This is a genomic window from Serratia sp. LSHTC3, assembly GCF_057197125.1.
The window spans coordinates 866,944-887,695 of sequence record NZ_JBXUNP010000002.1 but is presented as its reverse complement, the minus strand read 5'-3'; the positions used below and the strand labels follow the sequence as shown (position 1 = coordinate 887,695).

The 20,752-nt window shown below is 61.8% G+C and carries 20 protein-coding genes; 15 read left to right on the top strand and 5 right to left on the bottom strand.

Annotated elements, in window-relative coordinates; genetic code table 11:
- The first annotated feature begins 55 nt into the window (after nucleotides 1–55).
- From hxpB to AC2CGI_RS11530, 3 genes are all read left to right on the top strand, one after another.
- Nucleotides 56–721 carry a hexitol phosphatase HxpB gene (gene hxpB / locus AC2CGI_RS11540; RefSeq protein ID WP_004931455.1) on the top strand — a complete coding sequence of 222 codons (666 nt, stop codon included), beginning with the start codon at nucleotides 56–58 and terminating at the stop codon, nucleotides 719–721.
- A 408-nt stretch (nucleotides 722–1,129) separates the two neighbouring features.
- Complete coding sequence (locus AC2CGI_RS11535) at nucleotides 1,130–1,678, top strand: metal-dependent hydrolase (RefSeq protein WP_004931456.1); 549 nt, start codon at nucleotides 1,130–1,132, stop codon at nucleotides 1,676–1,678.
- A gap of 181 nt (nucleotides 1,679–1,859) precedes the next feature.
- The gene (locus tag AC2CGI_RS11530) at nucleotides 1,860–3,251 is read left to right on the top strand and encodes an L-cystine transporter (protein WP_004931458.1); all 1,392 of its coding nucleotides are present in this window, start codon (nucleotides 1,860–1,862) and stop codon (nucleotides 3,249–3,251) included.
- A 63-nt stretch (nucleotides 3,252–3,314) separates the two neighbouring features.
- Here the strand turns inward: AC2CGI_RS11530 and phnX are convergent, their stop codons facing one another.
- The gene (gene phnX, locus AC2CGI_RS11525; RefSeq protein ID WP_075685058.1) at nucleotides 3,315–4,124 is read right to left on the bottom strand and encodes a phosphonoacetaldehyde hydrolase; all 810 of its coding nucleotides are present in this window, start codon (nucleotides 4,122–4,124) and stop codon (nucleotides 3,315–3,317) included.
- Nucleotides 4,125–4,133: 9 nt separating this feature from the next.
- Nucleotides 4,134–5,237, bottom strand: coding sequence for a 2-aminoethylphosphonate--pyruvate transaminase (gene phnW / locus AC2CGI_RS11520; protein WP_015377681.1), 1,104 nt, complete (start codon nucleotides 5,235–5,237; stop codon nucleotides 4,134–4,136).
- 154 nt (nucleotides 5,238–5,391) lie between these two features.
- Between phnW and phnR the strand changes: the two genes are divergently transcribed.
- The 5 genes from phnR (at nucleotide 5,392) to AC2CGI_RS11495 (ending at nucleotide 10,103) form a co-directional block, all read left to right on the top strand.
- Nucleotides 5,392–6,111, top strand: coding sequence for a phosphonate utilization transcriptional regulator PhnR (gene phnR, locus AC2CGI_RS11515; RefSeq protein ID WP_004931465.1), 720 nt, complete (start codon nucleotides 5,392–5,394; stop codon nucleotides 6,109–6,111).
- Between the two features lie 177 nt (nucleotides 6,112–6,288).
- Nucleotides 6,289–7,299 (top strand): 2-aminoethylphosphonate ABC transporter substrate-binding protein, encoded by a 1,011-nt coding sequence (locus AC2CGI_RS11510; RefSeq protein ID WP_004931467.1) that lies wholly within the window; start codon nucleotides 6,289–6,291, stop codon nucleotides 7,297–7,299.
- Between the two features lie 2 nt (nucleotides 7,300–7,301).
- Nucleotides 7,302–8,432: a 2-aminoethylphosphonate ABC transport system ATP-binding subunit PhnT gene (gene phnT / locus AC2CGI_RS11505; protein WP_041922334.1), complete on the top strand. Its 1,131-nt coding sequence runs from the start codon at nucleotides 7,302–7,304 to the stop codon at nucleotides 8,430–8,432.
- A 1-nt stretch (nucleotide 8,433) separates the two neighbouring features.
- Entirely contained in the window at nucleotides 8,434–9,297 is an 864-nt protein-coding gene (gene phnU / locus AC2CGI_RS11500; protein ID WP_021505496.1) for a 2-aminoethylphosphonate ABC transporter permease subunit, read from the top strand.
- Between the two features lie 2 nt (nucleotides 9,298–9,299).
- Nucleotides 9,300–10,103 carry an ABC transporter permease gene (locus tag AC2CGI_RS11495; RefSeq protein WP_049239996.1) on the top strand — a complete coding sequence of 268 codons (804 nt, stop codon included), beginning with the start codon at nucleotides 9,300–9,302 and terminating at the stop codon, nucleotides 10,101–10,103.
- 45 nt (nucleotides 10,104–10,148) lie between these two features.
- Here the strand turns inward: AC2CGI_RS11495 and kdgR are convergent, their stop codons facing one another.
- Complete coding sequence (gene kdgR / locus AC2CGI_RS11490; RefSeq protein ID WP_076740289.1) at nucleotides 10,149–10,940, bottom strand: DNA-binding transcriptional regulator KdgR; 792 nt, start codon at nucleotides 10,938–10,940, stop codon at nucleotides 10,149–10,151.
- 230 nt (nucleotides 10,941–11,170) lie between these two features.
- On the opposite strand from kdgR, the gene AC2CGI_RS11485 reads away from it, so the two are divergent.
- Nucleotides 11,171–12,565 carry an MFS transporter gene (locus AC2CGI_RS11485; protein WP_076740290.1) on the top strand — a complete coding sequence of 465 codons (1,395 nt, stop codon included), beginning with the start codon at nucleotides 11,171–11,173 and terminating at the stop codon, nucleotides 12,563–12,565.
- A gap of 48 nt (nucleotides 12,566–12,613) precedes the next feature.
- Here AC2CGI_RS11485 and AC2CGI_RS11480 read toward each other — a convergent pair whose 3' ends face one another.
- The gene (locus AC2CGI_RS11480) at nucleotides 12,614–13,321 is read right to left on the bottom strand and encodes a hypothetical protein (protein ID WP_076740291.1); all 708 of its coding nucleotides are present in this window, start codon (nucleotides 13,319–13,321) and stop codon (nucleotides 12,614–12,616) included.
- A gap of 283 nt (nucleotides 13,322–13,604) precedes the next feature.
- Entirely contained in the window at nucleotides 13,605–14,489 is an 885-nt protein-coding gene (gene htpX, locus AC2CGI_RS11475) for a protease HtpX (protein WP_004931482.1), read from the bottom strand.
- Between the two features lie 369 nt (nucleotides 14,490–14,858).
- Here htpX and AC2CGI_RS11470 point away from each other — a divergent pair, with 369 nt between their 5' ends.
- From AC2CGI_RS11470 to AC2CGI_RS11445, 6 genes are read left to right on the top strand one after another with little or no spacing between them, the layout of a single operon-like run.
- Nucleotides 14,859–15,950 carry an ABC transporter substrate-binding protein gene (locus AC2CGI_RS11470; RefSeq protein WP_076740292.1) on the top strand — a complete coding sequence of 364 codons (1,092 nt, stop codon included), beginning with the start codon at nucleotides 14,859–14,861 and terminating at the stop codon, nucleotides 15,948–15,950.
- Nucleotides 15,951–15,952: 2 nt separating this feature from the next.
- Nucleotides 15,953–16,993, top strand: coding sequence for a FecCD family ABC transporter permease (locus AC2CGI_RS11465; protein ID WP_031300489.1), 1,041 nt, complete (start codon nucleotides 15,953–15,955; stop codon nucleotides 16,991–16,993).
- Nucleotides 16,990–17,775, top strand: a complete 786-nt coding sequence (locus AC2CGI_RS11460; RefSeq protein WP_015377673.1) for an ABC transporter ATP-binding protein — start codon at nucleotides 16,990–16,992, stop codon at nucleotides 17,773–17,775. The genes AC2CGI_RS11465 and AC2CGI_RS11460 overlap by 4 nt, the downstream gene beginning before the upstream one ends.
- Nucleotides 17,763–18,560, top strand: coding sequence for a nicotianamine synthase family protein (locus AC2CGI_RS11455; protein WP_004931490.1), 798 nt, complete (start codon nucleotides 17,763–17,765; stop codon nucleotides 18,558–18,560). The genes AC2CGI_RS11460 and AC2CGI_RS11455 overlap by 13 nt, the downstream gene beginning before the upstream one ends.
- Entirely contained in the window at nucleotides 18,553–19,860 is a 1,308-nt protein-coding gene (locus AC2CGI_RS11450) for an opine metallophore biosynthesis dehydrogenase (RefSeq protein ID WP_076740293.1), read from the top strand. Before AC2CGI_RS11455 ends, AC2CGI_RS11450 begins: the two co-directional genes overlap by 8 nt.
- Nucleotides 19,857–20,702 carry a DMT family transporter gene (locus tag AC2CGI_RS11445; protein ID WP_004931494.1) on the top strand — a complete coding sequence of 282 codons (846 nt, stop codon included), beginning with the start codon at nucleotides 19,857–19,859 and terminating at the stop codon, nucleotides 20,700–20,702. Before AC2CGI_RS11450 ends, AC2CGI_RS11445 begins: the two co-directional genes overlap by 4 nt.
- Nucleotides 20,703–20,752 lie beyond the last annotated feature (50 nt).

The window sequence follows — 20,752 nt, the reverse complement described above, 5'->3', positions numbered from 1 at the left end:
CGGCGATGATAAAGTGTCGGGCACATTCACCCGCGCCGGCAGGAGTTAACCGCTAATGGCTTATTCGCAACGCATTGAAACCGCAATTTTTGATATGGACGGCTTGTTGATCGACTCGGAACCGCTGTGGCTGCAGGCCGAGCTGGATATCTTCGGCGCGCTGGGCTTGGATCTGTCCGACCGTCACAAGCTGCCGGACACGCTGGGGCTGCGCATCGATCTGGTGGTGAAAATGTGGTACCAGGCGATGCCGTGGCAAGGGGTTACGCTTGAAGAGGTGTCGGCGCGGATTATCGAGCGCGCCATCGAGCTGGTGCACGAGACGCGCCCGCTGCTGCCTGGCGTCCGGCAGGCGCTGGAGCTGTGCCGCAGCCAGGGGCTGAACATCGGTCTAGCCTCCGCCTCGCCGCTGCACATGCAACGGCAGGTGCTGAAGATGTTCGATCTTGAAGGCTACTTCGATCAATTGGTTTCCGCCGAATACCTGCCGTACAGCAAACCGCATCCGGAGGTCTACCTGATCGCCGCCGAACGCCTGGGCAGCGATCCGTTGCGCTGCATCACGCTGGAAGACTCCTTTAATGGCATGATCGCCACCAAGGCCGCGCGCATGCGTTCCATCGTGATCCCGGCCGCCGAATACCGCCACGACCCGCGCTGGGCGCTGGCGGATCACCAGTTGGAGACCCTCGAACAGCTCACCCCTGCCCACTTTGCCTGATTCTGCGGCGCCGGGCACCGGCGCCCTGCGGCATAAAAGGGATCCGCACCGCAAAATAAACGAAACACCGTTTCATTTTATTGAATTGGCGTGACGTTCTCATTATGCTGCATGGCAGGGAAAGCGACGGCTCGCAGCGCGTTGTCACTGCCACGCAGCGCGCTTCAAGGCCGCCGCTTCCTCCCGCCGCACACCGTAAAACCGCGCTCGTTGCTTTCCGTTTCACTCCCCCATTGCCCGCTTTTTGTTCTCGCCCGTCAAAATCGATGATTTGTTACCCATTGCCGTAACAAGCCGTTGTAAAACAGGGGAAAATAAACAATTGGTTACAGGGTAACTGCTTCCACTACTGGGAATTTTCCCATATACTGGATAAATTAACAGTTTACCAGCCGGAATCGCAACAGCATGACCGCGGAAGGACACCTTATATTCTCTGTCGCTTGCGCGATCTTCGCCAAGAAGGCGGAAGTGACGCCAGAGCTGGCTACCGGCGACTGGTGGCACATCATACCCGCCGCGCTGCTGACCTCGCTGCTGCCGGACATCGATCACCCCAAGTCGGTGCTGGGCCAGCGCCTGCGCTGGATTGCCCTGCCCATCGCCCGCGCCTTCGGCCACCGTGGTTTCACCCACAGCCTGCTGGCGATCGCCGGCGGCATGGCGCTGTTCCAACTGGACGTACCGCGCAGCTGGCCGATCCCGGCCGATGCGCTGCACGCCATGATCATCGGCTACTTCAGCCATCTGTTGGCCGATATGCTCACCCCCGCCGGCGTGCCGCTGTTGTGGCCATGCCGCTGGCGTTTTCGCCTGCCGCTGCTCAACTCGCAAAAAGGCAACCAGCTGGAGCGGGTGCTGTGTCTGTGCCTGGTGGCGTTTGCCATCTGCTGGCAAGGTGATTTCACCCTGCCGGTGCAATCCTATGTCGAGCAAATCAGAAATATCAGACTCTGATCACAAAAAACCGCCTAACCCATCACCTTGAAGTATATAAAACGAACAAAAACACACAAAAAGCTATATCAAATTCCATTTGGATATAAGTAGGCCACTCAGCAAACTGTTACGATATTTACATCGCGACATACGTGATGCGTAGTCGTTTTTATAAGAAAGATTATTGGAGACATTGGGGATGAATCTTCCGCTCGTGATTAACGTGCTGGTGTTTGTCGCGCTCCTTTTGCTGCTGGCGCAAACCCGCCACAAGCAATGGAGCCTGGCGAAAAAAGTGCTGGTCGGCCTGGTGGTCGGCGTGGTGTTCGGTCTGGGCCTGCAGCTGGTGTACGGCTCCGATAACCCGGTACTGAAAGAATCCATCAGCTGGTTCAACATCGTCGGTAACGGCTATGTGCAACTGCTGCAAATGATCGTCATGCCGCTGGTGTTCGCCTCGATCCTGAGCGCGGTGGCCAAGCTGCATAACGCCTCTTCGCTGGGCAAAATCAGCGTCCTCACTATCGGCACGCTGCTGTTCACTACGCTGATCTCGGCGCTGGTGGGCGTGCTGGTCACCAACCTGTTCGGCCTGACCGCCGAAGGCCTGGTGCAGGGCGCGCAGGAAAGCGCGCGCCTGACGGCGATCCAGACCAACTACGTGGGTAAACTGGCCGATCTGACGGTGCCGCAGATGGTGCTGTCGTTCATCCCGAAAAACCCGTTCGCCGATCTGACCGGCGCCAGCCCGACCTCGATCATCAGCGTGGTGATTTTCGCCACCTTCCTCGGCGTGGCGGCGTTGCAGCTGCTGAAAGACGACAAGCCGAAAGGCGAGCGCGTGCTGGTGGCTATCGACACCCTGCAGGCCTGGGTGATGAAGCTGGTGCGTCTGGTCATGAAGCTGACGCCGTACGGCGTGCTGGCGCTGATGACCAAAGTGGTCGCCGGTTCCAACATTCACGATATCGTCAAGCTCGGCAGCTTCGTGGTGGCCTCGTACATCGGCCTGGCCATCATGTTTGTGGTTCACGCTGTCCTGCTGGCCTTCACCGGCGTTAACCCGATGAAGTTCTTCCGCAAGGTGTGGCCGGTGATCACCTTCGCATTCACCAGCCGCTCCAGCGCCGCCAGCATTCCGCTGAACGTGGAAGCGCAGACCCGTCGCCTGGGCGTGCCGGAATCCATCGCCAGCTTCTCAGCATCGTTCGGCGCCACCATCGGCCAGAACGGCTGTGCGGGCCTCTACCCGGCGATGCTGGCGGTGATGGTGGCGCCGACCGTCGGCATCAACCCGCTGGATCCGGTGTGGATCGCCACCCTGGTCGGCATCGTCACCATCAGCTCCGCCGGCGTGGCGGGCGTGGGCGGTGGTGCCACCTTCGCTGCGCTGATCGTGCTGCCGGCGATGGGCCTGCCGGTGACGCTGGTCGCGCTGCTGATCTCGGTCGAACCGCTGATCGACATGGGCCGTACCGCGCTGAACGTCAACGGTTCCATGGCGGCGGGCACCATCACCAGCCAGCTGATGAAGCAAACCGACAAAGCCGTGATGGACAGCGAAGACGAAGTCGAATTGGCGCATCGCTAACGCCGTCTCAGAACGAAAAAACCGGGGATAATCCCCGGTTTTTTTACGCCCCGCGTTCGGTCGTTACGGCCGCTCGCCGTTGGCCAACCGCCGGTTGATGTCGGCGATCGCTGCCGGCAATTGCGCCAGCGTGTCTATCACATAGTGCGCGCCCGCCGCGTACAGCTTATCGGCGGCCGCCGCGCGGCGGCGCTCTATCTCGCCCGCCGCCATCCGGCGATACTCCTGCCAGGTGGCGCCGAACTCGTTACCGGACAGCGCCAGCCCGACGCTCCACATCCCGGCGTTCAGCCCTTCGGCAATGCCCGGCACCGCGTCATCCACCTTCACGCAATGCGCCACCGCATCGATGCCCAGCGCGATCGCGTTCTGCAACGCCATCCACGGCCCCGGTCGGCCGCCGGCTGCAAGATCGTCGGTGGCGACCCAGTAATCCGGCGCGTAGCCGCGCTGCGCGGCGGCGGGCACCAGCACCTCCATCACCGCGCGCGGATAGCCGGAGCAGGAACCGATTTTAATGCCCTGTTCGCGCAGAGCGGCGATCGCCTGCGGCACGCCCTCGATGGGATCGGCGAAGTCGATCACTTTAGCGATTTGCAGCGGCATAAACGCCTGATACAGCGCGTCAATGTCCTGATGGCTCATCGAGCGTCCCAGCTTCTGCCGCCAGCGCGCGTCGACCGCCGGCAGCTTGCCCAGCGCCTCGATGTGCTGCCATTTGCCCAGCCCCATCGGAATGCGCGCCTCCGCCAGGCTGATGTCGATATCGAAGGTTTGCTTGAACGCCTCGACGAAAATCTGCGTTGGCGCAAAGGAGCCGAAGTCCACCGTGGTGCCCGCCCAGTCGAGGATCACTGCGTTGATCTGTTTCATGGTCAATCCTTATTGATTCCAGTACATCGCCTGCCCGACGGCCGCCAGCAAACGTTCGATATCTTGCGGATAGATTTCACCGATGTTGCCGATACGGAAGCAGTCGCTCTGCGACACTTTACCGGGATAAATCACGAAGCCTTGTTGCTTGAGACGCTGATAAAACTCGGCGAAGCGGTATGTATCAGCCTTTGGCGAATAGAACGCGGTGATGATCGGCGAGTGCAGCGCATCGTCCAGCAGGGTCTCAAAACCCAGCTCGCGCATACCCGCCACCAGCCGCCGCTGATTGGCCTGATAGCGGTGGTGGCGCGCGGCAATGCCGCCCTCTTGTTCCAGCTCTTTCAGCGCCTGCGCGAAGGCCAGCACGGTGTGGGTCGGCGACGTAAAGCGCCATTTGCCGGCCTGATCCTCCATACAGCGCCACTGAGCATACAGATCCAGCGACAGCGAGCGTGAACGGCCGGCGCATTTCTCCAGCTCGCTGCGGCGGGCGATGACGAACGCGAAGCCCGGCACGCCCTGAATGCATTTGTTGGCGGAGCTGATCAGAAAATCGATGCCCAGCGCGTCCACATCCAACGGGATGCCGCCAAAGCTGCTCATGGCGTCGACGATAAAGGTCTTGCCATTGCGCGCCGCCAGACCAGCGACCTTCTGCAGCGGATTGAGCATGCCGGTGGTGGTTTCACAGTGCACCATGGCGATATGGCTGATGCGCGCATCGCTTTTCAGCACCGCCTCCATCGCCGCCACGTCCGGTTCATTCACCTCACCGCAGTCGAAAGCGTGGTGGTCGATATCCATCAGCCGCGCCATTTCGATCATCCGCGCCCCGTAGGCGCCGTTGTTGACGATCAGCAGCTTGTCGTGCGGGCCGATGACCGTGCCCAGCACGCCCTCTACCGCGAAGCTGCCGCTGCCTTGCAGCAGCACCGAGGTATAACCGGCAGACGGCGTCGCCAGCGCCACCAACCGTTGACGAATGCGCTGCACCACGCCGAGGTTGTAATCTTCATCCCAGGTGCAGCTGTCATACAGCATCGCCTCTTTCACCGTTTTCGACGTGGTCAACGGGCCGGGGGTCAACAGCAGGTAGTTACGATCGGACATGTTATTCACCTATTGGTCTATACCAGATTGCGATCATTGTGGCGGCAAATTCCTGCCCCGGTCAAACGACAAAGCGCGGTGAAACAAAAAATTCATCTGGCTATGTATAATAAGCGCGTGCCGGAATGTCGGGCCGATGCCATAGCGAGATGAAATGAAAGAACATCAGGGCGATATGCCTCACTACCTGCAGATCAAGGATCAGCTCCAGGCGCGCATTACCCGCGGCGCGCTGCAGGCCGGCGATAAGCTGCCTTCGGAGCGCGAGCTGTGCGCCATCTTCTCCACCACCCGCGTCACCATTCGCGAAAGCCTGGCGCAATTGGAAGCCACCGGCGCCATCTACCGCGCCGATCGCCGCGGCTGGTTCGTCACGCCGGAACGGCTGTGGCTGGATCCGACGCAGAACACCAACTTCCACCGTCTCTGTCAGGAGCAAGGGCGCACGCCGCGCACCGCTCTGCTGTCCGGCGAAAAAACCACTGTGCCGCTCGACGTCATGCAGCCGCTGGCGCTCGAACCGTTCGATCAGGTGTATCTGCTGCGCCGCGTGCGCTATGCCGACGGCCGCGCCATCTGCTATTGCGAGAACCACTGCCTGCCGCAGCGGGTGCCGGAACTGCTCAGTCACGATCTCAACGGCAGCCTGACCGAGGTTTATCAACAGCATTACGATTTGATTTACAGCAACATGCACCTGTCGTTCTACCCGACCGCCCTGCCTTACCGCGCCGCCAACGCGCTCGGCGCCATGGTCGGCCTGCCCGCGTTGCTGCTGCGTCGACTGAATTACGATCAGCACGGCCGCATCCTCGATTTCGATATTGAATACTGGCGCCACGACAGCCTGCGCATTGAAGTCGATACGCTCTAACCTCGATTATCACGGGGCCGGCGCCCGCCGCCCCGCCTTCCTCACCCACGCTCGATCCCCCTTTTAAGGCAAATATATTTTGCCGCTTTCATTTGTTTGTCATATTTGCCGATTAGCTTGGCCGCATATCTGGTGTATACCAGTTTCGCATTAACCCGCAACAGTGAGGCTGAAGCTATGAAATTTTCTCGTCTGGTCGTGATGACCGCCATCGCACTCGGCGCCGCGCCGGCCTGGGCCGCCGATGCGGTAGTGACCGTCTACTCCGCCGATGGTCTGCACGACGGCGATCACAGCTGGTATCAAACCCAGTTCGACGCCTTCACCCAGGCGACCGGCGTCAAGGTGCAGTACGTCGAAGGCGGCTCCGGCGCCATCGTGGAGCGCCTGTCGAAGGAGCGCAGCAACCCGCAGGCCGACGTGCTGGTGACGCTGCCGCCGTTCATCCAGCGCGCCGCCGCGGAAAAACTGCTGCAGGATTTCACCCCGCAGGATGCGGCGCAGATCGCCGACGCCCAGCCGCAGTTCGTGCCACTGGTGAACAACTACCTGAGCTTCATCTATAACGCCAAACTGCTGCCGCAGGCGCCTGCCAGCTATCAACAGCTGCTGGACGCGCAGTTCCGCAATAAGCTGCAGTACTCCACGCCGGGCCAGGCGGGTGACGGCACCGCAGTGATGCTGCAGGCGTTTCACAGCTTCGGCAGCAAAGATGCCGGTTTCGACTACCTCGGCAAGCTGCAAAGCAACAACGTCGGCCCTTCGGCCTCCACCGGCAAGCTGACCGCGCTGGTCAATAAGGGGGAGCTGCTGGTGGCCAACGGCGATCTGCAGATGAACCTGGCGCAGATGCGCAGCAACCCGAACGTCAAGGTGTTCTGGCCGGCCGGGCCGGACGGCAAACGCAGCACGCTGGTGCTGCCTTACTACATCGGCCTGGTGCAAGGCGCGCCGCAAAGCGCCAACGGCAAAAAACTGATCGATTTCCTGCTGAGCAAAGAAGCCCAGAGCAGCGTCAGCGCCATTTCCTACGGCATGCCGGTGCGTAAGGATGTCACCCCGACCGACGATAACTTCAGGCAGTCGCAGGCCGCGCTGCAGGGTGTAGAGATCTGGGCGCCGGACTGGAACCAGGTGGTGAGCAGCCTGTCCGCCGATATCTCCCGCTGGCACAAGGTGACAGAATGACGCTGACCATGCCTTCTACCCTCACTTCCCGCGCCGAGGCGCGGGATAGCAGCCGGGACATCGCCGGGCCGTCGGGCATTCAGCTCGACCGCGTCAGCGTGTCGTATCGCGGCACCGAGGTGCTGAAACCCCTGACGCTCACCATCGCCCCCGGCGAAGTGCTGGCGCTGATCGGCCCCTCCGGCTCGGGTAAAACCACCGTGCTGCGAGCGATCGCCGGCTTCGTGCAGCCCTCCGCCGGGCGTATTGCCATCGGTGACGTCGATGTCACCGACGTGCCGCCCTATGAGCGCGGCCTGGGCATGGTGGTACAGAACTACGCGCTGTTTCCGCATATGCGCGTCGAGGACAATGTGGCGTTCGGCCTGCGCGCGCAGGGCAAGCCGCGCGGCCTGACCGCCGAGCGCGTCGAAGAGGCGTTGGCCATCGTCGGCATGTCCGCCTACGCCAAGCGCTATCCCAACCAGCTCTCCGGCGGCCAGCAACAGCGGGTGGCGATCGCCCGCGCCATCGCGGTGCGCCCCAAAGTATTGCTGCTGGATGAGCCGCTGTCGGCGCTGGACGCGCAAATCCGCCACAGCATGGTGGAAGAGATCGCCCGCCTGCACCGCGAGCTGCCGGATCTGACCATCCTGTACGTCACCCACGATCAGGGCGAAGCGCTGACGCTGGCGGACAAGATTGGCATCATGCGCGACGGCCATCTCATCGCCCACGGCGAAACCCGCGCGCTGTACCATCATCCGACGAACCGCTTCGCGGCCGAGTTCCTCGGCCGCGCTAACCTGCTGCCGGCTACCGCCCTGGAAACTACCGCGCAGCAAGGCATGACCACCGTCAGCTGCGCCGGCAAAGTGATCGGCTGTTTCACTTACGGCGCACAACGCGGCTTCGACAAGCTGCTGTGCATCAGGCCACAGCACATTGCGCTCGATGCCGATGCCCAGCGCAGCAACTGCATCATCGGCACGCTGCATGATATTCATTGGCAGGGAGAGTTGACGCACCTGCAGTTCGACGCGGAAGGCCATCCGCTGCGCGTGGTCACCACTCATCGCAGCCGGATGCCGCAGATCGGCGAGCGCGTGCCGCTCTACTTCGCCCCCGACGATGCGGTACTGATCGAGGACTGACATGACCGACTCTACGCTTATTCGCCCGGCCCTGCGGCTGCGTTTGCCGCGCCGCCTGTGGATCCTGTTGCCGCTGCTGGTGCTGGCGACACTGTTTTTCTACCCGCTGGCGCTGATCGTCAAACAGGCGTTTACCGACGATCAGGGGCTATTCAGCGCCGCCGCGCTGCAACAGGTGTTCGAATCCCGCCGCTTTGTCGGCGCTCTGCTCAACACGCTGCAGATTGCGCTGCTGGCGACGCTGGGCTGCCTGGTGCTCGGCACCCTGCTGTCGCTGCTGCTGGTATTCACGCCGTTCCCCGGCAGCCGACTGATCGCCCGGGTGATCGATACCTTTATCGCCATGCCGACCTTCCTCATCACGCTGGCCTTCACCTTTATCTACGGCTCCGCCGGCCTGCTGAACGGCACGCTGATGGCGACCTTTGGTTTCACCCTGCCGCCGGTGGACTTTCTTTACTCCATCTGGGGCGTGATCCTGGCCGAAATCACCGTGTTTACGCCGCTGGTGATGCGCCCGCTGATGGCGGCGCTGGCGCAGATCGACCGCAGCCAGCTCGAGGCCGCCAGCATCCTCGGCGCCCGACCGGGGCGCGTGGTGCGCCAGGTGATTTTACCGGCCGCGCTGCCGGCCTTGCTGGCCGGCGGCAGCCTGTGCCTGCTGTTGACCACCAATGAGTTCGGCATCGTGCTGTTTATCGGCGCCAAGGGCGTCACCACGCTGCCGATGATGGTCTACGCCAAAGCGATTCTGGAGGCGGATTACGCCGTCGCCTGCACCATCGCCGTAGTGAATATCGCGCTGTCGCTCGGGCTGTTCTCCCTTTACCGCTACGCCGCGGCGCGCGCCGGGCTGAGGAACTGACGATGTTGATTTGGTCTCGCACCGGCCGCACCCTGACCTGCACGCTGGCGGTCACGCTGTTCGCCCTGTTCTTCTGCCTGCCGCTGGCGGTGATCCTGATGTCCAGCCTCAGTGAACAGTGGAACGGCGTGCTGCCGAGCGGCTTCACCCTCAACCACTTCCGCCAGGCGTTCAGCGGCGCCTCCTGGGACGCGCTGGTCGCCAGTCTGGCTATCGGTTTCAGCGCCAGCCTGTTCGCGCTGCTGTGCGGCACCTGGGCGGCGCTGGCGCTGCGCCACCATCAGGGACGCGGCCAGCGGCTGCTGGGCACGCTGTTTTTCATTCCCAGCGCGGTGCCTTCGGTCTCTATCGGTTTAGGGATGCTGGTGGCGTTCAGCCAGGGGCCGCTGCAGATGAACGGCACCTTCCTGATCGTGCCCGCCGCCCACTTCGTACTTATTTCCGCCTTTACCTTCGGCAACGTGATGGCCGGGCTGACCCGGCTGCCTGGCGACTACGAGAACGTCGCCGCCAGCCTGGGCGCGTCGCCGCTGTTCCGCCTGCGTCACGTCACCCTGCCGATGATCGCTCCCTACATGATCTCCGCCTTCGCACTCAGCCTGTCGCTGTCGATGGGGGAGCTGGGCGCGACCATGATGATCTACCCGCCGAGCTGGGCGACGCTGCCGGTCACGATCTTCAGCCTGACCGATCGCGGCAGCATCGCCAACGGCGCGACGCTGACCATGATCCTGGTGGCGGCCACGCTGTTGCTGATGCTGGTGCTGGAGCGGATTTCTCAGCGGCTGACGCCCGGCGCGAAATAACAACAAGGCGCTGCCATGGCAGCGCCTCGCTCATCGAAACGACGGTCAGAACGGGTAGTCGTGATAGCCCTGCTGCTCGGAAATGCGCCGGGCGGCGACGTGCAGCAACGCCACATACTCCTCCCGCGCCGCGTCGGAAAAGCGCAGCGTCGGGAAAGAGATGCTCAGCCCGGCGATCGCCACCCCGAACCTGTCAAAGACCGGCACCGCGATGCAGCGGATCCCCGCCTCCTGCTCTTCGACATCTTCGCCGAATCCCTGCTCACGTACCCGCTCCAGCACCGGCAACAGTTCGGCGGCGCTGGCCAACGTATGCTCGGTGCTGCGGGTAAATTCAATCTGCGACAGGATCTGCGCCACCTCCTCCCGATCGCGCCAGGCCAGCAGCACTTTACCGATGGCGGTGCTGTGCAGCGGGTTGCGGCGACCGATGCGCGAATACATGCGCAGGTTGTACATCGCGTCGATCTTGTGGATATAGACAATGCCGTCCTCATCCAGAGCGCCGAGGTGGATGGTTTCGCGGGTGCGGTTTGACAGTTCGCGCATCTGCACGTCGGCGCTGCGGATCAGATCGACGTTCTGCAACGATTTGGCGCCCAGTTCGAACAGCTTGAGCGTCAGCGCATACTTTTCCGTCTCGCCTTCCTGCGATACGTAGCCCAGCGCTTTCATGGTTTGCAGAAAACGGTAGACGGTGCTTTTGGACATCATCACTCGCTGGGAAAGTTCGGTAATGCCAATCTCGCGCTCATCGCCAAGCGCCTGCAAAATGCCGAACACCTTCATCACGGATGAGACGGCATCCGGTTGCTTGTCTGAATCTGCGTTAGCCATGGTGAATGCCCTACTTAACGGTTTTGTTTCAGGAAATTTAAACAAGGGTTTCAGTATAATCGGAACAGATCGCGGCGCGCAACGCGGCTGAACGCTAAGCGATTGAAGCCAAATGGATAACCCCGGCCTGCTCACCGCTATTTACAATTAAGCGGGCAACGGGCATGCAATCACGGGCGAATATGATTAGCATGATAATACTCCCCTGAATAAATACCGCTGAGACCAACATGCGTCCTTGTTCCGACGGCCTCCCCATCCCGCAACGCTATGGGGCGATCCTCGCCATCGCCCTCGGCATTACCGTATCGGTGCTCGACGGCGCGATAGCCAACGTGGCGCTGCCCACCATCGCGCGCGATCTTAACGCCAGCCCGGCCAGCTCCATTTGGGTAGTCAACGCCTATCAGTTGGCGATCACCGTCTCTCTGCTGTCGCTGGCCTCGCTCGGCGATCTGGTCGGCTATCGCCGCATCTATCAGGCCGGGTTGCTGGTGTTCAGCATCACCTCGCTGTTTTGCGCCCTGTCCGACTCGCTGCTCACGCTGACCATCGCCCGCGTATTGCAAGGCTTTGGCGCCGCCGCCATCATGAGCGTCAACACCGCGCTGATCCGCATCATCTACCCGCAGCGTTTTCTCGGCCGCGGCATGGGCATCAACTCGCTGATCGTCGCCTGCTCCTCGGCGGCCGGGCCGACGGTGGCGGCGGCGATCCTGTCGGTCGCATCCTGGCAGTGGCTGTTCGCCATCAACCTGCCGATCGGCATCGTCGCACTGCTGCTGGGGATGAAATTCCTGCCGGCCAACGGCCAGAAAAGCGATAACCGCCGTTTCGATCCCACCAGCGCCGTGCTGAACGCGTTGACCTTCGGCCTGCTGATCACCGCCATCAGCGGCTTCGCCCAGGGCCAGAGCCTGACGCTGATCTTCAGCGAAATCGCCGCACTGCTGGCGATTGGCGCGGTGTTCGTGCGCCGTCAGTTGCGCCAGGAATTTCCGTTGCTGCCGGTCGACCTGCTGCGTATCCCGATCTTCGCCCTGTCGATGGGCACCTCAATCTGTTCGTTCGCCGCGCAAATGCTGGCGATGGTGTCGTTGCCGTTCTTCCTGCAAAGCGCGTTGGGCCGCGACGAGGTGGCGACCGGGCTGCTGCTGACGCCGTGGCCGCTGGCGATCGTGGTGATGGCGCCGATCGCCGGTCGGCTGGTGGAGCGCGTGCACGCCGGCCTGCTGGGCTGCATTGGGCTGGCGGTGTTCGCGCTCGGGCTGTTTTCGCTGGCGCTGCTGCCGGCGGCGCCGTCGAATATGGACATCATCTGGCGCATGGTGCTGTGCGGCGCCGGCTTCGGCCTGTTCCAGTCGCCCAACAACCACACCATCATCTCCGCCGCGCCGCGCAACCGCAGCGGCGGCGCCAGCGGCATGCTGGGCACCGCCCGCCTGCTGGGGCAAACCTCGGGGGCCGCGCTGGTGGCGCTGATGTTCAACCTGTTCCCTACCTCCGGCACCCACGCTTCACTGATCCTGGCTGGGGTGTTCGCTACCCTGGCGGCGGCGGTCAGCGGCCTGCGCATCACCCAATCGACCGCGCAAACGGCGCAGCCCAGCCGCGAGGTGAAATAGAGGGCATAGAAAGAGCCGGGCCACATCGAGCGCGATGCAGGCCTGGCGTCAGTCGCCGCTCCTCAAAGGGCTGCGGCCCTGTCGTAGACACGCTAAATAGGCGTCGTCATCCGGATACCAGCCAACAATGCGTTGGCCGTCGTTATCCACCCCCTCGAAGCCCTTCAGTAAGCCAGGGGCGAACATGCGCTTGATCAGATCTTCGGCCTGAGCGCTGTCGATGCGGCAATCGCAGCGCGTGTTTCCGTCAACCTGAACGAAGTTCTGCAACGAAGCGAGACACCGCGCATCGAGATCGCCATGGACATGGATAAACTCCCCCGTCTCTACCAGGGTGAGCGCGGTCAGATCTCCCCCCACCACGAACGCACCGTCGTTTCCTGAGCTGCAATAGGCATGGCGCATGCGGACATCATCACGCACGACCAGTCCGCCCCAGCAAATCAGCGTATCCGCCTGCAGCCGCCCCAGCACAACAATGCCGCCGTCCTCGCGCTGCGGCGATACCGCCAGGCATCCTTCCACGATCATATCGCCGTCCACGATCAGGTAATCGTAATCGTGGCTGTCGTGCTCGTCGGGGAAAAATGCCGGGAGGTGAAGATCGCCTGAATGCCAGCGAATCGCTGGCCGTTCAGCATCGTCATCATGCCGGTTGAACAGTTCCGCAACCGCATCGGCGATACCGCCTGTCAATTCCGCCAGGCACGCCGGTAGCTCATCACCGTTGAGTAAGGGAAGGTGGTTGATTTTCATAGGGCCTCAGGGACAAGTGTCATTGCGCCAAAGCATATAACATGCGCTTCCAAAGCCAAACAGCCGGCCGTCACTCAGCCAGGATGCGGCTTACCCTCTTTCATGGTCGTCTCGCTCCGCGGCGGTAAACGCACAGAGAGGCCGACAGACGTTATTCGAAGGCGGGCTTTATGGACTTCGGGGGCTCTTGCACCACGTTAACCCCCGTCGACGCTGAAAAAGCGGTTCAGGCATGCCATAAAAAAACCCCGGCAAGCCGGGGTTTTTCATTTCATTCAGCCGATTACTTCAGGTACTGGCCGGTACGCAGCGCTTCGATACGCTTGTCGAGCGGCGGGTGCGACATGAACAGCTCGCTGAACGACTTGGATTTACCATTAATGCAGAACGCCATCATGCTGCCCGCTTCCTGCGGTTCATAGCTGGTTTTCAGACGCTGCAAGGCGGCGATCATCTTCTCGCGGCCCACCAGTTTGGCGGAGCCGGCGTCGGCATAGAACTCGCGGTGACGCGAGAACCACATGGTGATGATGCTCGCCAGGATGCCGAACACCAGTTCCAGCACCATCGACACCGCGAAGTAAATCATCGGGTTGCCGTTGCCTTCCCCTTCGCCATCCCCGTCGCGGTTGCCGAGGAAACCGGCAGCGACCTGCGCGATGAGGCGCGAAATGAAGATCACGAAGGTGTTCACGATGCCCTGAATCAGGGTCATGGTCACCATATCGCCGTTGGCGACGTGGCTGATTTCGTGCGCGATGACCGCTTCCGCTTCGTCACGGCTCATGCTCTGCAGCAAGCCGGTGCTGACGGCGACCAGCGAGGCGTCGCGGCGTGCGCCGGTGGCGAAGGCGTTGATGTCCGGCGCGTGGTAGATAGCGACCTGCGGCATGGCGATGCCCGCCTGCTGCGACTGACGGCGTACCGTTTCCAGCAGCCAGTTTTCGGTTTCGTTACGCGGCTGTTCAATCACTTCCCCGCCGACGGAGCGCAGCGCCATCCACTTGGACATCAGCAACGACACGAAAGCGCCGCCGAAGCCGAACAGACCGGCCATGATCATCAGGCCCTGAACGCTACTGGATTGGATTCCTGTCAGGCTGAGCACCAGCCCGAAAACCAACATCACCGCCAGGTTGGTGAGCAGGAACAGAGCTATACGCATCATAAAATGTTTACTTCCTCATAAATGTTAACAAAACGCTGTCCAAGATACCCTAGATCGTATGGGCATTCGTCACAGTTTCAAGAGTCGCGCGCCATTAACCTACTAAAAATACGAAACTTTACAAAAACGACGCGCGACCGGGATTTGGCAAATTGTAAACGATTGTTGCGCAAGGCGGAGGGATTTTGCAGAAAAATTTCTTTGCCCGCACGCCATGACAACGAGAAACGTTATCCTCACGTTTTATAGGCCAATATCCGCTCGGCGCGCTTCATCATGCCCCGCCTGATTCAGCGGCGATGAAAGTTTGAATCTCGCGATTAATTGTTACATTATAACATCACAATTAATCGTAAAGGGATGTCAATCATGTTATCGCGTATCGTCTGGATGCTGGCGACGTGGCTGCTTTTCTGCCAGGTCGCGCACGCGGAAATTCACCTCACCGACGTTGAAGGTCGCCAGGTTACCCTGGCCGCCCCCGCACAGCGCGCCTATATCGGCTTTTACTACGAAGATTTTCTGGCGGTGAACGGCCCGGAGAGTTATCAACAGGTCGTCGCCTTCTCCAAAAGCGACTGGGCGTTGCGCGCCAGCCAATGGGCGCGCTATCAGGCGGCGCTGCCACGGCTCGCTCAGCTGGTCGATGTCGGTTCGCTCTATAACCAGAGCTTCGATTTTGAACGCCTGCTGACCACGCGACCAGACCTGCTGATCCTGGCGAAGTGGCAGCTCGACGGCTTCGCCAACTACCTGCCGGTGCTGCAACGGCTCAACATTTCTTACATCGTCGTCGACTTCAATCAGGGCGTTGAAGTCAAGCTCGCCAGCATCCGGTTAATGGGCCAGGCGATGGGCCACGCCGAGCGAGCGGAACGGCTGGCCGACGAATATCGCCAGAGCCTCGAAGATACCCGGCGGCGCATCCGCCAGGCGCAGCTGCCGCCGCCGATCACCTATATTGAGCTGGGGGACAAGGGCCCCGGCGAGTACGGCAGCAGCTATGGCGCCTCGATCTGGGGGCCGCTGCTGCAGTTGGCCGGCGCCGACAATATCGCCGCCGGCGTCGTCGGCAGCCCTTCCCCCTTGCGCGCCGACTATGTCCTGACCCAACGGCCCGAGGTGATTTTTCTCGCCGGTGGCGACTGGGAAAACATGCCGAACGCCGTGCCGATGGGCTACGGCACGCAGGCAGCCCCCCTCCAGACGCGCCTGACGCAATACGCCCGGCGGGCGGGATGGCCGCAACTGCCGGCGATAAAAAATCAGCGTCTTTATGCGCTTTACCATGGCGGCGCGCGCACGATTTACGATTTTATCTTTGTCCAGTATCTGGCGAAAGCGCTCTATCCCACCGCGTTTGCCGATGTTGATCCCGCGCGCAATCTGGCGCAGTTCTACCATCAATATTTGCCGATAGAGGCGGACGGCGTCTTCTTGCAACGCTGGCAAGGAGAATAACCGTGGCCCACACAGGACGTGCGTTTTTGCGACGGCGCAGGCTGCGCCGCGGGCTACTGACGCTGGCGCTGCTCGGCGCTCTGCTGGCGGCGACCGCCATCGATCTCACCGTCGGCGCCGCGCAACTTGGCCTCACGGATATCGTGCGGATGCTTTGGCCTGGCTCTGCGCCTGGCAACGAGCTGCATCAGGTGGTTTTCTGGTCGATTCGCTTGCCGATGACGCTCACCGCCCTGGTGGTCGGCGCCAGCCTGGCGCTGGCGGGCCTGCTGATGCAGACCGTGCTGGCTAATCCCCTCGCCAGCCCCTATACGCTGGGGATCTCTGCCGCGGCGGGGTTCGGCGCGGCGCTGGCGATCCTCACCGGCTTCAGCCTGGGCGGCGCGTTGGCGCTGGGCACGCCGCTGCTGGCTTCGCTGATGGCGTTGCTCGCCTGCGTGCCTGTCTATCTGCTGGGACAACGCCGCGGCATGACGCCGCAAATATTGGTGTTGAGCGGCATCGTGGTGCTGTTTTTCTTTCAGTCGCTGCAATCGCTGCTGCTGTTTCTGGCCTCGCCGGAAGCCATGCAGCAAATTGTCTTTTGGCTGTTTGGCAGCCTGCTCAAAGCCAATATGCACGGCGTGGCGATCACCGGCGTCGTGTTGCTGTGCGCACTGTTCGTCAGTCTGCGGCTCGCCTGGCGGCTGACGGCGCTGTCCGCCGGCGAAGAGCAGGCCCAGGGGCTGGGCATCAATGTCAGCGCCTTGCGCAAGCTGGCCTTTCTGCTGGCGACCTTGCTGACGGCCGCCTCGGTCTCGTTTGTCGGCACCATCGGGTTCGTCGGGCTGATCGCCCCGCATTTCGCCCGCTTTCTGGTGGGTGAGGATCAGCGCTACCTGATCTGCATTTCCGCCCTCTGCGGCAGCCTGCTGCTGCTGTGCGCCTCGATCGTCGCCAAGCTGGTGATGCCGAACGGCGTGGTGCCCATCGGCATCGTTATCGCCCTGATCGGCGTGCCGGTGCTGTTTTACTTCGTCACTCGACAGGTTAAACGCCCATGACTCAACTGACCCTCACCCGCGTCGGCGTCTCGCTGCATCGCCGCTCGCTGTTGACAGACGTTTCATTGAGCTGGCCGGAGGCGCAGCTCGGCGGCATCATCGGCCCCAACGGCGCCGGCAAATCGACGCTGCTCAAAGCGATTAACCGCATGGTGCCATCCAGCGGCGAGATCGCTTACCGCGAACGCCCTCTCGATCCGAAAACCAGCCGTATCGCCTATGTGCCGCAGCTTAATCGCTGCGATTCGGCATTGACCGCTTTTGACATGGTGCTGCTGGGCAAGGTACGGCAGTTGAGCTGGCGCGTCAGCGCCGCCCAGGCCGATGCGGTCGAACAGGCGCTGGCGGAATGCGGCATTTCCGCGCTCGCCGATCGCCCCTTCAACCGTCTCAGCGGCGGCCAGCGACAGTTGGTGATGCTGGCTCAGGCCTTCGTCTCTCAGCCGCAGATCATTTTGCTCGACGAACCCACCAGCGCACTGGATATCCACCACCAGCTGCGCGTGCTCAATCAGATCGCCGACTATGGCCGGCGCCACCGCTGCATCACGCTGCTGGTGATCCACGATCTGGGATTGGCGCTGCGCTATTGCCACTCACTCACGCTGCTCGCGCACGGACGCGTCGTTTGCCACGGCGATACCCATCAGATGATGGGACATCCGATGGTGTCTCGCGTATTTGGCGTCGGCATCGAAAACGGCGTCAGCCCGCAGGGCTACCCCTATCTGCTGCCGACACAGCTGTTACACGCACACGGAGAATCCCCATGTACACTCTGACCAAGGCGGACATGCTGGCGCAACTCGCCGGCTTGCAACAGGAAATTCACCAGCTACACCGCTCCGCCCGGCAAGATCGGCGCCATTTTTCCCTGCTGGAACGCCGCTTCAGCCGCCTGCAAGCCTTTAACGACGAACCACAGCTGCAGGCCTACCGTCGAAAACTGGAAAACGACCGTTTGATCACGGCGCAGATCGCCCAACTGCGGGCGACAGCCAACGCCGCGTTGTGCGACTACGAGAAACATCGCGTCTCGGCGCTGTGCCGGGAACCGGCGCAAACCAACGCCTACCTGAACAGTTTCGACCGCGCGCTGCAGTTGGAGATCGCGGCCGCCGACATTAAACCCGGCGAACGGGTGCTGCTGGTGGGCAGCGGCGCATTGCCCACCACGGCGCTGGCGCTGGTCGCCAGGCTCTCCGCCACCGTCATTTGCTACGATTGCGATCCGGCGGCCCAGCGTTTTGCCCGCCGGCTCACGCGCCACCTGGGGCTGGTGCAGCAGATGCCCTGCATCGACAAGCTGAACGGCCTGACGCGCAACGATATCGATCACATCATCATCGCCTCTTTGGTGGCGGACAAGCAGGGTTTGCTGAAGGCGCTGCGGCCTTTGCTGCCCCAGTGCGGCAAATTGCTGGTGCGCTATGGCAACGGCCTCAAGTCGATCTTCAACTGCCCTTACCACCACCAGGCCGCCGGCTCGCCCTGGCGTGTCAGCGGTAAACCGCTCGCCACCCCGCTGTACGATCTGTTGATTTTGGAGCCCCACCGCCATGAATAATGCCTTTCCCACCCTGATCCTCGGCGCCGGCCCGGCGGCGATCCAACTGGCTGCGGACATCAAGGCCGCGGCCAATGCGCGCATCGGCCTGTACAACCGCCCCAGCGAAAAAGGGCGCCGCCTGAAGCAACATCTGGCGCACACGCCCAGCCTGTGGCTGACGGGCGCCGGTAAGGCGCAGCGCACCCAAGACGATGCGCAAGTGACGATTGATCGCTATTACGATGATCTGTCACTGGTCGGCGGCGACTGGCACCGACTGATCCTTGCCGTCCCCGCCGATCAATACCATGACGTGCTGCGACAGGTGCCATGGGCGGCGTTGCCCCAACTGCGCTCACTGATCCTGCTCTCTCCCTCCATCGGCTCCGGCCTGATGGCGCAAAGCCTGCTGCAGGACGCCGGGCAATCCCACGTCGAGGTCATCAGCCTGTCGAGCTACTACGCCGACACCAAGTACCAGAACGCCGAACAGCCTTACCGCGCCTACACCAAGGCGTTCAAGCAGCGGATTTATCTGGCCGGCGCAGGCGCAAGGTCAGACTGCGCCGAACTCGACTGGCTTTGCTCGCTGCTGGCGCGTCACGGCATTGACGCCCAACGCTGCAACAGCCTGCTCGCCGCCGAGCGCTTCAGCATCACCAATTATGTTCATCCTCCGCTGGCGCTGGCCGAAACCACGCTGCAGGCGATATTCCAGCCGCAGGCGCCGATCCAGTACCTGTATAAAACCCACCCCGAGGGCCCCATCTGTCCCGAGGCGATCGCCGACATGCTGGCGCTCTCGCAGGATTACCAGCAGTTGCTCAACCGGCTCGGCATCGAGGCCATTAACCTGCTGCGCTTTTTGAATGACGACAACTACCCGGTTCCGCCCCGCATGGTGAGCCGCCGCTGGATTGACCAATTCCCGCAGCTCGCGCCGACAGAGCAATGCTATGCGCTGTTTACGCGTTATACCGCGCTGCTGGTCGATCCCTATTCCGAGCCGGACGCGCAGGGCCGCTACTATGATTTTTCCGCCGTCAGGGTCGCCCGCGTCTTCCAGGATGCCCAGGGGCGCTGGCGCCTGCCGCGCGTGCCGCAAGAGGACGTGCGCAAACTGCGCGTCCTGGTCTTGCTGGCGCAGCGGCTTGACGTCGAGATGCCCGCCGCCCAGCGTCTGTTGGCGCGCTTTCAGCAGGCGCTGCAGCGCTTCGTCACCCGGAACGGCGCCGAGCATTGCCATCGTTCGTTGCTGGACGATACCTGCGACGAGCAGGCGGACATCATTTACCGACAATGGCGGAGGCAAGCATGAATCAGGGTGCCTTACTGGCCATTTTTGCCTCGTTGATTTTCAGCGTCATGAACGCGCTGGTTAAAACCATCTCCGACGCTATTCCCACCGGTGAAATCGTGTTTTTTCGCAGCAGCATCGGCTGTCTGCTGGTTCTGCTGCTGATGTACCGCCACCGCATCGCCTTCAGCCGCGTAGACCGGCCGCTGCTGGTGTTGCGCGGCACCATGGGCGGGCTGTATCTCATTTGTTATTTTTACAGCATCGCCCATCTGACGCTGGCCGACGCCAGCATGCTGGCCTATCTGTCGCCGTTTTTCTCCATTTTGCTCTCCTTGCTGGTGCTGCGTGAACGGGTCAACGCCAATACCGCGTTTTGGCTGGCGATGGTCATCATCGGCGCCGTGCTGCTGGTGCGGCCGTGGCACTTCTCGGCCTATACCCTGGCGTCGCTGGTCGGCGTGATGAGCGCGGTGTTCGCCTCGATCGCCTATCTGTCGGTCAACAAACTCAGCAAGCGCCACCACAACTACGAGATCGTGTTCTACTTCCTGTTCATCGCAACGCTGATCTCGCTGCCGCTGATGTGGAACGCGTTCGTTTGGCCCAACGCCTATCAGTTCGCCATTCTGCTCGCCATCGCCCTGGTGTCGCTGTTGGGGCAGGTCGTCTTAACCCAGGCCTTCTCTTCCGATAACCTGATCGTGGTCTCGGTGGTGCGCTATATCGGCATCGTGTTCAACATCGCCTGGGGTTGGCTGTTCTGGCATGAGATCCCGCTGCTGCTGTCGCTGTTCGGCTGTCTGCTGGTGGTGGTTTCCTGCATTCAGCTCGGGCTGCGTCACCGCAAGAAACCGGCTTAAGCCGGGCTTGCCGCAACCATAAAAAAACGCACCCGAGGGTGCGTTTTTCA